The following is a 12,015-nucleotide window of genomic DNA, read 5'->3' as shown; positions in this document are numbered from 1 at the left end:
TAGAGCCAGCGTGCCGGAAGGCGAAAGTCAGGCGTTGGCCACTTGTCGTGTCAAGCGGTAACCGGCGCCTCGGACCGTTTCAATCAGTTGGGCGCAGCCGGCCGGCTGCAGGGCATCGCGCAGGCGCTTGATGTGCACGTCCACCGTGCGTTCCTCGATGAAGACATGGTCGCCCCAGACCTTGTCGAGCAACTGCGCGCGGCTGTGCACGCGCTCGGGGTGCGTCATCAGGTAGCGCAGCAGGCGGAACTCGGTGGGGCCGAGCTGCACCTCGGCGCTGCCGCTGAAGACGCGCCGCGCGCTCGGGTCCAGCTTCAGCGGGCCGATCTCGACCGGCGCCTCGAGCGCCTCGGGCACCTTGCGGCGCAGCAGGGCGCGGATGCGCGCCATCAGCTCGGCCGGGGAAAAGGGCTTGCTGAGGTAGTCGTCCGCGCCGGCATCCAGGCCTTGGATCTTGTCGCTTTCCTGGGCGCGTGCGGTGAGCATGATGATGGGCAGATGCTTGGTGCGCGCCTCGGCACGCCAGCGCCGCGGCAGCACCACGCCGGGCTCGCCCGGCAGCATCCAGTCCAGCACCACCAGATCGGGCAGCTGCTCCAGCAGGGCCTGCTGGGCCGCGGCAGAGGATTCGGCTACCCGCACCTCGTGGCCCTCGTGGCGCAGGTGCAGGGCGATGAGCTCGGCAATGGCCGGCTCGTCTTCAACAACCAGGATGCGTCCCATGCTTGCGAAGGCCCTGCTCAGGACACCGCCGAGGCCAGGCCCTCGGGCGGGGTGTGGCGCACGTCGGTGCCCTTGGCGATGTAGATCACCTGTTCGGCCAGGTTCTTGGCGTGGTCGCCCACACGCTCCAGGGCCTTGGCCACGAAGACCAGGTCGATTGAGGCGGTGATGGTGCGCGGGTCTTCCATCATGTAGGTGATGAGCTTGCGCAGCAGGCCGTCGAACTCGGCGTCGATCTCGTTGTCCTGCTTGATGACTTCCATCGCCAGGTTGACGTCCAGGCGGGCGAAGGCATCGAGTGCGCGGCGCAGCGAGGTGGTGGCCAGCTTGGCTTCCAGCGTCATCTGCGTGGTCGGGAACAGGCGCCCGTGCATGCCGGTGGCGATCAGGCGTTGCACCGTGCGGGCGATGCGCGCGGCTTCGTCCCCCACCCGCTCCAGGTTGCCGATGGTCTTGGAGACGCCGATCAGCAGGCGCAGGTCGCGCGCGGTGGGCTGGCGGCGCGCAATGATGGAGCTGAGGTCGCGATCGATCTCCAGCTCGAACTGGTTGACGCGCTGCTCGGCCTTGATGACTTCGCCAGAGCGCTCCTCGCTCAGATTGGCCAGGGCATCGACAGCCTGGGCCACCTGCTGCTCGACCAGGCCGCCCATTTCCAGCACGCGGGTGGAAATGGCACTGAGTTCGGCGTCGAACTGGGTGGAGAGGTGCTTGTCGTTCATTGAAATGGCTCCCTGAATCAACCGAAACGTCCGGTGATGTAGTCCTCGGTCTCTTTGCGCTTGGGCTTCATGAAGATGTCGTTGGTTTCGCCGAACTCCATCAGCTCACCCAGGTACATGTAGGCGGTGTAGTCGGAGACGCGCGCCGCCTGCTGCATGTTGTGGGTCACGATCAGCACCGTGACCTGGTGCTTGATCTCGCCCACCAGCTCTTCGATCGAGCCGGTGGCGATCGGGTCCAGCGCCGAGGTGGGCTCGTCGAACAAGATGATTTCGGGGTCAGTGGCCAGGGCGCGGGCGATGCACAGGCGCTGCTGCTGGCCGCCCGAGAGGTTGACCGCCAGGTCGTCCAGCCGGTCCTTGACCTCGTTCCACAGCGCGCCGCCCTTGAGCGCGGCCTCGACCTTGTCTTCCAGCACGGTGCGGTTCTTTTCGCCGCGCACCTTCAGGCCGTAGGCCACGTTCTCGAAGATGCTCTTCGGGAAGGGGTTGGGCTTCTGGAACACCATCGAGATGCGCATGCGCACCTCGATCGGGTCCACGCTCTTGTGCAGCACATCCACCTCGTCGGGGTGCAGATGGATGCTGCCGTCGTAGCGGTGGCCCGGGTAGAGATCGTGCATGCGGTTGAAGCAGCGCAGGAAGGTCGACTTGCCGCAGCCCGAGGGGCCGATCAGCGCGGTGACCTTGTTCTCGTACACGGGCATGTTGATGCCCTTGAGCGCCTTGAAGTCGCCGTAGTAGAAGTCCAGGTCCTTGGCCTCGGCCTTCAGCGGCGGCGGGTTCTGCGGCAGGGTGATGGTGGAGGGCATAGTCAGTTCACCACTTGATGTTTTTGCGGAGGCGGTAGCGGAGCCAGATGGCGATGGCGTTCATGCTCAGCGTCATCAGCACCAGCACGAAGGCGGCCGCGGCGGCGTTTTCGTGGAAGCGCGGGTCGGGGCGGCTGGTCCAGTTGAAGATCTGGATCGGCATCACCGTGAAGGGGCTCCAGAGCCAGTCGAACAGGCCGGCGGCTTGGCCCGTCTCAATGTTCATCTGGCCCGGTGCGGGCGGCAGGAAGGCGATGAAGGTCAGTGCACCGATGGTGATGATGGGCGCGGTTTCGCCGATGGCGCGGCTCATGCCGATGATCACCCCGGTCAGGATGCCGGGCGTGGCGTACTTCACCAGATGGTGCTGCACCACCTGCCACTGCGAGGCACCGCAGGCGTAGGCCGCCTCGCGGATGTGCTGCGGAATCGAACGCAGGGACTCGCGCGTGGCGGTGATGACGATGGGCAGGATCAGCAGCGCCAGCGTCAGGCCAGCCGTCAGGATCGACTGGCCGAGCTTGAAGGTGTAGACGAACAGACCCAGTGCGAGCAGACCGTAAATGATCGAGGGCACGCCAGCCAGGTTCGTGATGTTGATTTCGATGACATCGGTGACCCAGTTCTTCCGCGCGTATTCCTCCAGGTAGATGGCGCCGGCGATACCCAGCGGCACCGCCACGAAGGCAGTCACCGTCATCACCAGGATCGAGCCCACCCAACTGGAGAGGATGCCGGCCTCGGCCGGGCGGCGCGAGGGGAAGTTGAGGAAAAAGTCGGCCGTCAGACGCGGCACGCCGGTGACGGCCATGTCAATGAACAGCGCGGCCAGCGTGAAGATGCCGATCGACAGCGCCAGCAGCCCGAGCAAGGCGACCAGCAGGTCGTAGCGCCGCGCCTTGCGGATGATGGCCCGGATGGCCAGGGTCTTTTCTGCGTTCATGTCAAACCCCAATCAATAGGCTTCGCGGTAGCGCTTGCGCAGCCAGTAGCCGAGCAGGTTGAAGCACAGGGTCAGCAGCATCAGCGACAGGCCGGCGGCAAAGATGGTCTGGTAACCGATCGAGCCATGCGGCAGATCCCCCAGCGCCACCTGCACGATGAAGCTGGTGATGGTGGCGGCCGGCTCCATGGGGTTGAAGCTCAGCGTGGGCTGCATGCCGGCGGCGACGGCCAGGATCATGGTCTCGCCCACGGCGCGGCTGATGCCCAGGATGTAGGCCGAGGCGATGCCCGAGAAGGCGGCCGGCACGACCACGTTCACGGCCGTCTGGAAGCGCGTGCTGCCCATGGCATAGGCGCCCTCGCGCAGGCTCATGGGCACGGCGCGCATCGCGTCCTCAGAGAGCGAGGCCACATAGGGAATGATCATCACGCCCATCACCAGGCCGGCCGAGAGCACGTTGAAGCCCGGCAGCTCGGGGAAGATTTTCTGCAGCAGCGGCGTCACCACCAGCAGCGCGAAAAAGCCGTAGATGATGGTCGGCACGCCGGAGAGCAGCTCCAGCAGGGGCTTGAGCGTTTCGCGCGTCTTGTGGCCGGCGAACTCGCTCAGGTAGATGGCGATCACGGTGCCCAGCGGGATGGCCACGGCCAGCGCGACCAGCGAGCTGGTGATGGTGCCGGACATCAGCACCCAGATGCCGAAGTGGGCGTCGTCAAACAGCGGCGTCCATTGCCTGTCGGTCAGGAAGTCCCAAATCGACACGTGGCTGAAGAAGCTGATCGACTCGCGCACCAGGATGTAGACGATGCCCACGGTGGTGAGCACCGACACGCTGGCGGCCAGAAACAGCACCGCTTCGATCAGGCGTTCGCGGCGCTGGCGGGCCTTCTTCAGTTCGGCGAACTCGGCCAGCCGGGCTTCGCCACGCGGCGAATGCGTGGCGGTGCTGGGCAGGGCATCAGGTGGGGCGATGGCCATGGCGGATACCTAGGAACAGGGAGGCGACAGGACGCCATAAAGAACAGCGGGCCCGCATGGCGAGATCCGGGCCCGTTGTCACGTCGCTGTCATTTTGCGGCAGGCCCGAGGGGCCCGCGGGCGATCAAAGGGCGGCTTCGCGGGCCAGCAGTTCCTCGATGGTGATGCCGACCTCGTTCTTGCCGCCGAACACGGTGCCCTTCTTGCCCTTGTTCAGGTGCTCCAGGCCGCCCGTGTAGGCCTTGGCCGGCAGCGGAACGTACTTCACTTCCTTGGCGATCTTGGCCGCGTTCTTCATCATGTACTCGACGAACTCCTTGACCTCGGGTTTGGTCAGGGACTTGGCGTTCACGTAAATGAAGATCGGGCGACTCAGCGGCTCGTAGGTGCCGGCCAGCACGGCGGCTTCGCTCGGGGCGACGGCATGGCCTTTGGGGTTGACGATCGGCAGGGCCTTGAGCTTGCCCTGGTTCTCGGCGTAGTAGGCGTAGCCGAAATAGCCGATGGCGTTGATGTCCGAGCTCACGCCCTGCACCAGCACGTTGTCGTCTTCCGAGGCGGTGAAATCGCCGCGGCTGGCCTTGCTCTTGCCGTTGATGGCTTCGGTGAAGTAGTCGAAGGTGCCCGAGTCGGCGCCGGCGCCGAACAGCTTGATCGGGGCATCCGGCCAGGCCGGGTTGACCTGGTTCCAGCGCGTGACCTTGCCCTGCGCGGCCGGTTCCCAGATCTTCTTCAGTTCTTCAACGGTGATCTGCTTCAGGAACGGGTTCTTGGGGTTGATGACCACGGTCAGCGCATCAAAGGCCACCGGCAGCTCGTAGTACTCGACGCCGGCCGCCTTGCAGTCGGCCATTTCCTTGGCCAGGATGGGGCGCGAGGCGTTGCTGATGTCGGTCTCGCCGCGGCAGAACTTCTTGAAGCCGCCGCCGGTACCCGAGATGCCCACGGTGACCTTGACGGCACCCTTCTTGGCCTTCTGGAAGTCCTCGGCCACGCCCTCGGTGATCGGGAACACGGTCGAGGAACCGTCGATCTTGACGACTTGCGCTTGCGAAGCGAAAGCGGTGGCGGCCAGGCCCAGCAGGGCGAACAGCTTGTTCAGTTGCATTGCAGACTCCATTCAGGGGTCGTTGGGTGAATGCCCGCCACTCTAGGCAGGCTGGATGACGACTCTGTGACAGTCGCCGCAGGAATTGAAATATTTGGGCTCAGGCCGGATCGAAGCGGTAGCCCAGGCCGCGCAGGGAGCGCAGGCGGCTGTCCAGCCCCAATGGCTGCAGGCCCACGCGCAGGCGGCGCACGGTCTGGTCCACGGTGCGGGGCAGGGGGCGGGCCTCGGGCGGCCAGACGGTGTCCAGCAGCTCCTGGCGGCTCACCACCCGGCCGGCGCGGCGCAGCAGGGTGCCCAGCAGGCGCAGCTCCAGCGCCGGGATGGCGGCTTGGCGGCGTAGGCCGTCGTCACCCCGCAGGCGCACCACGCCGGCCTGGGGGTCGGCCTCGATGTCGCCGCAGACGATGCGCTGCGGGCGCACGCACAGCTCGGGCAGCCAGGCTGCCAGGCGCCGGGTGGCCTGCTCCAGATCGCCCTCCCAGGCCAGCACCGGGCAGGTGGGCGCTTGCAGGCGCTCCAGCAGCAGGGGTTCGGCCAACAGCAGGTCGGGTGCCAGGGTGTCCAGCCAGCGCTGGGCCTGGCTGGGGTCGCTGGTGTGGGCCACCAGGGCGCCGCTGGCGGTGGCGGCCTGCAGCAGCTGGCTGAGGCGCGGGTCGGCGCTGCTGATGGACAGCAGGGTGAGCGGGGCAGCTGGGTTCAAGGCGGGGCAGAGGGGCCGGGGTGGGCGGAATGCTGGCCAGGGGCGGTGACAGGGTTGTGACGCCGCCGCCCTTCAGGCGGAGGGTGTGGCGAGCAGGGCGCGGTAATGGCTTTCCACCCCCGCCACGATGGCCGGCCAGCCCTGGCACAGGGCCACGGCACGCGCCGCCTGGCCGGCGCGCTGCAGTGTGCCGGGCTGGCTGCACAGCTCCGCCACCGCCTCGCAGAAGGCCTGCCGCTGCCCCAGGGGCACGAGCCGGCCGGCCGGGCCCTCGCGCAGCAGCTTGGCCGCCGCCGCGTAGTCGAAGGCGACGACCGGCAGGCCGCTGGCCAAGGCCTCGGGCACCACATTGCCGAAGGTCTCGGTCAGGCTGGGAAAGGCGAACAGATCGGCGCTGGCGTAATGCGCGGCCAGCGCGGTGCCGATCTGCAGGCCGCAGAACACCGCGTCCGGGCAGCGTTGGCGCAGGCGCTCGCGCTCGGGGCCGTCACCCACCAGCACCAGACGGGCCTGCGGGGCGCGTAGGCGCAGCGCGGCGTAAGCGTCCAGCAGCAGCTCCAGGTTCTTTTCGGCCGCCAGCCGACCCACGCAGAGCAGCACCGGGCTGTCCGGGCCGGCACCCCAGTGCGCGCGCAGCGCGGGGTCGCGGCGGGCGGGGTGAAAGCGCTCGGTGTCCACCCCGCGCGCCACCACGGCCAGGCGCTCGAAGCGCTGGCCGGCCAGGGTGACGCGCAGGTCCTCCGAGGGCACCAGGGTCAGCTGGCATTGGTTGTGGAACTTGCGCAGGTAGGCGTGGATGGGGTGGCGCAGCCAGCCCACGCCGTAGTGCTGGCTGTAGGCGTGGAAATTGGTGCGGAACTCGCTGAGCACCGGCAGGCGCAGCTGGCGCGCCGCCTGCAGGGCCGACCAGCCCAGCGGCCCCTCGGTGGCGATGTGCACCACATCGGGCCGCTCGAAGCTCCAGCGCCGCAGCAGTGCGCGCTTGGCCGGCAGGCCCATGCGCAGCTGCGGGTAGCGCGGGATCGGCAGGCCGCGCATCAGCAGCTCGGCAAACCCGGCCTCGCTCTGCGCCTGCTCGGCCTTGTGCTGGCGCGGGCGCACCAGCTGCAGCTCGTGCCCGAGCTCGCGCAGGCCCTCGACGATGCGCGCCACCGTGCCCGCCACGCCGTTCACCTCCGGCGGATAGGTTTCGGTGACCAGGGCAATGCGCAGCCAGCGGTGCTCGCTGCGCGCCGGCAGGATCTCCAGTGCGTCCTGCGCGGCAGGGGGCAGGGGGCTGCGTTCCAGCAGCGCGGCGGTGCGGGCGGCGGTGTTCATGCGGCCATGCTCTGCCGCCCCTGCGACAGCGCTGTGACAGCCGCCGTCACGCCCTTTTCATGCGCACTGCGCAGCATGCCGCACCCGCAACCCCAGGAGCCTTTGTGTCGGAATTCCTGCAAGCCCTGCGCACCCAGCGCTGGGACGATCACCGCTACTACCACCACAGCCGCATCAACCAGAGCCTGCACCTGCTCAGCGCGCTGAGCTTTCTGTGTGCCTACGGCCTGCTCTTCGTGGACCCCGCGCTGGCCGCGCTGCTTGCCTGGGGGGTGTCGATGAGCTCGCGCCAGGCCGGCCACTTCTTCTTCGAGCCCAAGGGCTATGACGAAGTCAACCAAGCCACGCACGAACACAAGGAAGCCATCAAGGTGGGCTACAACCTGCGCCGCAAGGTGTTCCTGATGTCGGCCTGGGCCGCCATGCCGCTGCTGCTGTGGCTGCAGCCTTCGCTCTGGGGCTGGATCGAACCTGCCACCGACTTTTCCGGCTACTGGCACGACGTCGGCCTGGCCTGGCTGGCCCTGGGTGTGACGGGCCTGCTGATGCGCACCGTGCACCTCTTCCATCTGTATGACGTGCAGACCGGCCTGGTGTGGATGTGCAAGATCTTGACGGACCCATTCCACGACGTGCTGCTGTACTGGAGGGCGCCACTGCACCTCTTGAGAGGAGAGTTGATCGACCCGATGCACCACGCGCGGCAGTCCCACTGAGCGCTGCCATGAATCAGAACGCCGGGCACTGCCCGGCGCTTTTCATTGCGCGCGCCAGGCGCTCCAAAGCTCGCCGAGCAACTGGCGCTTGAGCTGGTGGGCCGGCGGCGCGCCGTCCCACCAGCCGTCGGCCCGCATGGTGGCGCAGGCGGCCAGGAAGCGTTCACAGACGGCGTCGAAATCGGCCTCGCGGTAATCCAGGCTGAAGACGATGCGCCCGCTGCCTACCCAGCTGAGCAGCAGGCCCTGGGCGCGCAGATAGAACTGCAGCATCCAGTGGTAGCGGCCGGGCTGGGTGAACTCCAGCGCCCAGATGGTGCCGAGCTGCTTCACTTGCACTGGGTGGGTCGCCTGTTCCAAGGCGGCGTTCAGACGTTGCGCACGGCCGCTCCAGCGCTCTTCCATGCCCTCATACAGGGCCTGGATCTCGGGCCGCTCCAGCTGCTCCAGGAACACCTGCATGGCGCACACCACCTGCGGGTGGGCGTTGAAGGTGCCGCGGGCGAAGCAGATGTCGGCCGGGCGGTCCTCGCGAAAGCGCTTCATCCAGGCCGCCTTGCCGCACGCCACGCCCACCGGCAGGCCGCCGCCCAGGGTCTTGCCATAGGTCACCAGATCCGCCTGCACGCCAAAGCGCTGCTGCGCGCCGCCGGGGCCGAGGCGAAAGCCCACGAACACTTCGTCGAAGATCAGTGCGATGCCACGCTCGCTGCAGACCGTGCGCAGGCGGCGCAGCCAGTCGGCGTAGTCCTGCAGATCGGCGCCCTGCAGGCGGCGCGCGCCCATCAGGCTGCTGTCGCCCGGCGCGGCCGCGTTCGGGTGCAGGGCCTGCAGCGGGTTCACCAGCACGCAGGCGATGTCCTTGCGGGTGCGCAGCACGCGCAAGCTGCGCTCGTCCATGTCACGCAGCGTGTAGGTGTGTTCGGCCGCCACCGGGTTGCCCGGGCCGGGCTGCACATCGCCCCACCAGCCGTGGTACGCGCCGCAAAAGCGCACCAGCTTGGCGCGGCCGGTGTGATAGCGCGCCAGACGCACGGCCTGCATCACCGCCTCGGTGCCGGACATATGAAAGCTGACTTCGTCCATGCCGGAGAGCCGGCATAGGCGCTGCGCCACATCGGCCACCGCCGGGTGGTAGGCGCCCAGCAGCACGCCATGGTCGAGCGCGCGCTCCTGCGCCTGCACGAGGCAGCGCTTGTAGAACTCGTGGCCGAACAGATTGACGCCGTAGCTGCCGGTCAGGTCATAGAACTCCTGGCCGTCCAGGTCGGTCAGGATGAAGCCGTCCGCGCGCTGCAGAAAGGCGCCCAAGCCCAGCTGCGCGCGCACCTGGCGGCTGAAGGGCGGCGGCACGCGGTAGGCGCCGGTGAACTGCAGGTCGCTGATGAAGGGCCGGGCCTGCTGCGTCAGCGCCAGGCTGCGCGGGTGGCGCTCGCGCAAGGTGGTGGCCAGGCGCTCGAAGCCGGCGCGGCGGCGCTGCTGCAGGGCGGGCTCAGCGCCGTCGGCCGCGTAGAACTGGGCGTCTTCCAGGTGGTAGCCCGGCAGCAGCCGACTGACGCGGCGCGCCATCTTGGCGTGGCCGGTCAGCGAGGGGTGCTTGGCCAGCGAGAGCTGGGCGCGCTGGTAGGCCTTGCGTGCCAGCAGGCCGCCCGTGGCAAGGGCCAGCGCCAGCGTCCATGGTTCTGTCATATCGGCTCCCGACACTGTGAAGCCCGCCGGTGTACGCCGCTGAATTGACAGGCTCATGACCTCCACCACCCAAGCCGCGCCGCGCCGTTGGCGCGAGCGCCTGCTGCTGAATGAAGACCTGAACTTCCTGCTCACCAACCGCGTGCCGCGCCGCTGGCTGACGCTGGCGATCGGCCGCTTCAGCAAGATTCGCAACCCCTGGCTGACGCGCCTCTCCATCGGTGTCTGGCGCCAGTTCACCGAGTTGGACCTGAGCGAGGCCAAGGAACAGCGCTTCGACAGCCTGCACGCCTGCTTCACGCGCGAACTGAAGGAAGGCGCGCGCCCACTGGACCCGGACCCGACGCTGCTGCTCAGCCCTTGCGATGCCCTCGTGGGCGCCATCGGCCGGGTGGAGCAGGGCACGGTGCTGCAGGCCAAGGGCATGCCCTATCGGCTGGCCGAGCTGTTCGGGTGCAGCGCAGAGCCGGCCGAGTTCGAGGGTGGCCATTACCTGACCCTGCGCCTGACCTCGGCCATGTACCACCGCTTCCACGCCCCGGCGGACGCGCGCATCGAGGCGGTGCGCTACCTCAGCGGCGACACCTGGAACGTCAACCCGATCGCGCTCAAGCGCATCGAGCGCCTGTTCTGCCGCAATGAGCGTGCGCGCATCCGCCTGCGTCTGCCCGACGGCAGGCCGATGGCCATCGTGCCGGTGGCGGCCATCCTGGTGGCCAGCATCCGCCTGCACTTTCTGGACGTGCTGCTGCACCTGCGCTGGGCCGGCCCGCGCGACCTGCCCTGCGACGTGCCGGTGCGGCGTGGTCAGGAACTGGGCTGGTTCGAGCATGGCTCGACCCTGGTGGTCTTCGTACCGCCCGGCTTCGAGCCCTGCGTGGCTACCGGGCAGCGCCTGCGCATGGGGCAGGCGCTCTTGCGGCCTGTCATCGCGCCGTCTTGATCGCCCCCCAGCATGACGGGCCATGCGACGCGATCTGCCCTGTGATGTCCGCACCGATCTGGCCTCCGCGCTGCTGGGCGCTCCCGCTCAGGAGGGGGACGAAACCGGCGAGCTGCGCCTGCGCACGGTCTGGATTTCCGACCTGCACCTCGGTACCCCGGGCTGCCAGGCCGGTGCGCTGCTGGATTTCCTGCGCCGGGTGGAGTGCGAGACGCTCTATCTGGTGGGCGACATCATTGACGGCTGGCAGCTGCGCCGCCAGTGGTTCTGGCCGCAGCAGCACAACGACGTGGTGCAAAAGCTTCTGCGCAAGGTGCGCAAGGGCACCCGCGTGGTCTTCGTGCCCGGCAACCACGACGAGTTCGCACGCCGCTACCTGGGGCACAGCTTTGGCGGCATCGAGGTGCTGGCCGAGGTCATCCACACCACGGCCGATGGGCGCCGGCTGTGGGTCACCCATGGCGACCACTTCGACGGCGTCATCCAGTGCGCCAAGTGGCTGGCCTACCTGGGCGACTGGGCCTACACGCGCGCGCTGGCGCTGAACCACTGGCTGAACTCGGCGCGCGCGCGCCTGGGGCTGCCGTACTGGAGTCTGTCGCGCTACCTGAAGCTCAAGGTCAAGCGCGCGGTGGCCTATGTGGACGACTTCGAAGCCGCGGTGGCGCGCGAGGCGCGCGCCAGGGGGCTGGACGGCGTGGTCTGTGGGCATATCCACCACGCCGAGCTGCGCGAAATAGAGGGCATCCTCTATGCGAACGACGGCGACTGGGTGGAGAGCCTGACCGCCTTGGCCGAGCACCCGGATGGGCACCTCGAGATCCTGGACTGGAGCGCGAGCCTGCAGGCGCGCCGGGCGGCCGAGCCAAGCGCCCTGATCACCACCTGAGCCCGCTCAGGCCGGGCTCATCTCCACGGGCTGGATGTTCTGGGCCAGCAGGCCCTTGGGGCCTTCGATGGTCTCAAAGCTCACCTTGCTGCCCTGGCGCAGCGTGCGGAAGCCTTCCATCTGGATGGCGCTGAAATGCGCGAATACGTCCGCGCCGCCGGCCTCCGGTTCGATGAACCCGAAGCCTTTGGCGTCGTTAAACCACTTCACTGTTCCTATCGCCATGGTGTATCTCCGGGTCTAGCTGGGGTGCCGAAAGAAAGCGCGCGATTGTTGGAATCGGTCTTTGGAGCGTCAATTCCGGGCCAGCCCGATCGGTGCAGACCCCAGTTCCCACCCCGGGGAAGAGGACTTGAAAGCCCGCCTGGGCCCCCCAACTCGGCCAAAGGGGTGGGCGTGATGCTGCGCACAATCCATTGCAGGTCCCATGCCCCAGCGCCCCATGGGGAGCAGGGGAGATCCCTAGAAT

General features: G+C 67.9%; 13 protein-coding genes. 3 read left to right on the top strand and 10 right to left on the bottom strand.

The features are described 5' to 3' along the window. Positions 1-27: 27 nt before the first annotated feature. The 8 genes from phoB to ACE3QP_RS10715 form a co-directional block, all read right to left on the bottom strand. Positions 28-723 (bottom strand): phosphate regulon transcriptional regulator PhoB, encoded by a 696-nt coding sequence (gene phoB, locus ACE3QP_RS10750; RefSeq protein WP_374435958.1) that lies wholly within the window; start codon positions 721-723, stop codon positions 28-30. Positions 724-740: 17 nt separating this feature from the next. After that, positions 741-1,445 (bottom strand): phosphate signaling complex protein PhoU, encoded by a 705-nt coding sequence (phoU, locus tag ACE3QP_RS10745; protein WP_374435957.1) that lies wholly within the window; start codon positions 1,443-1,445, stop codon positions 741-743. 17 nt (positions 1,446-1,462) lie between these two features. Further along, positions 1,463-2,257, bottom strand: coding sequence for a phosphate ABC transporter ATP-binding protein PstB (pstB, locus tag ACE3QP_RS10740; protein WP_374435955.1), 795 nt, complete (start codon positions 2,255-2,257; stop codon positions 1,463-1,465). A gap of 7 nt (positions 2,258-2,264) precedes the next feature. After that, complete coding sequence (gene pstA / locus ACE3QP_RS10735) at positions 2,265-3,200, bottom strand: phosphate ABC transporter permease PstA (protein ID WP_374435953.1); 936 nt, start codon at positions 3,198-3,200, stop codon at positions 2,265-2,267. Between the two features lie 12 nt (positions 3,201-3,212). Then, positions 3,213-4,181: a phosphate ABC transporter permease subunit PstC gene (gene pstC / locus ACE3QP_RS10730; protein ID WP_374435951.1), complete on the bottom strand. Its 969-nt coding sequence runs from the start codon at positions 4,179-4,181 to the stop codon at positions 3,213-3,215. 124 nt (positions 4,182-4,305) lie between these two features. Further along, on the bottom strand, positions 4,306-5,289 hold the full coding sequence (locus tag ACE3QP_RS10725; protein WP_374435949.1) for a PstS family phosphate ABC transporter substrate-binding protein: 984 nt from the start codon (positions 5,287-5,289) through the stop codon (positions 4,306-4,308). 100 nt (positions 5,290-5,389) lie between these two features. Further along, positions 5,390-5,992, bottom strand: coding sequence for a winged helix-turn-helix domain-containing protein (locus ACE3QP_RS10720; protein WP_374435947.1), 603 nt, complete (start codon positions 5,990-5,992; stop codon positions 5,390-5,392). Positions 5,993-6,064: 72 nt separating this feature from the next. Next, the gene (locus tag ACE3QP_RS10715) at positions 6,065-7,309 is read right to left on the bottom strand and encodes a glycosyltransferase family 4 protein (protein ID WP_374435945.1); all 1,245 of its coding nucleotides are present in this window, start codon (positions 7,307-7,309) and stop codon (positions 6,065-6,067) included. 104 nt (positions 7,310-7,413) lie between these two features. Between ACE3QP_RS10715 and ACE3QP_RS10710 the strand changes: the two genes are divergently transcribed. After that, positions 7,414-8,025, top strand: coding sequence for a hypothetical protein (locus ACE3QP_RS10710; protein ID WP_374435942.1), 612 nt, complete (start codon positions 7,414-7,416; stop codon positions 8,023-8,025). Between the two features lie 42 nt (positions 8,026-8,067). Here ACE3QP_RS10710 and ACE3QP_RS10705 read toward each other — a convergent pair whose 3' ends face one another. Next, positions 8,068-9,714: an aminotransferase class III-fold pyridoxal phosphate-dependent enzyme gene (locus tag ACE3QP_RS10705; protein ID WP_374435940.1), complete on the bottom strand. Its 1,647-nt coding sequence runs from the start codon at positions 9,712-9,714 to the stop codon at positions 8,068-8,070. Positions 9,715-9,769: 55 nt separating this feature from the next. Here ACE3QP_RS10705 and asd point away from each other — a divergent pair, with 55 nt between their 5' ends. Together asd and ACE3QP_RS10695 are read left to right on the top strand one after the other, a co-directional pair. Further along, entirely contained in the window at positions 9,770-10,657 is an 888-nt protein-coding gene (asd, locus tag ACE3QP_RS10700; protein ID WP_374435938.1) for an archaetidylserine decarboxylase, read from the top strand. Between the two features lie 22 nt (positions 10,658-10,679). After that, the gene (locus tag ACE3QP_RS10695) at positions 10,680-11,546 is read left to right on the top strand and encodes a UDP-2,3-diacylglucosamine diphosphatase (RefSeq protein WP_374435935.1); all 867 of its coding nucleotides are present in this window, start codon (positions 10,680-10,682) and stop codon (positions 11,544-11,546) included. A 6-nt stretch (positions 11,547-11,552) separates the two neighbouring features. Here ACE3QP_RS10695 and ACE3QP_RS10690 read toward each other — a convergent pair whose 3' ends face one another. After that, positions 11,553-11,771, bottom strand: a complete 219-nt coding sequence (locus ACE3QP_RS10690) for a cold-shock protein (protein WP_198112343.1) — start codon at positions 11,769-11,771, stop codon at positions 11,553-11,555. Positions 11,772-12,015 lie beyond the last annotated feature (244 nt).

This window comes from Inhella sp., assembly GCF_041912635.1.
In the GTDB taxonomy this organism is placed as follows: domain Bacteria; phylum Pseudomonadota; class Gammaproteobacteria; order Burkholderiales; family Burkholderiaceae_C; genus Inhella.
This window is presented reverse-complemented; position numbering and strand designations above follow the sequence as displayed.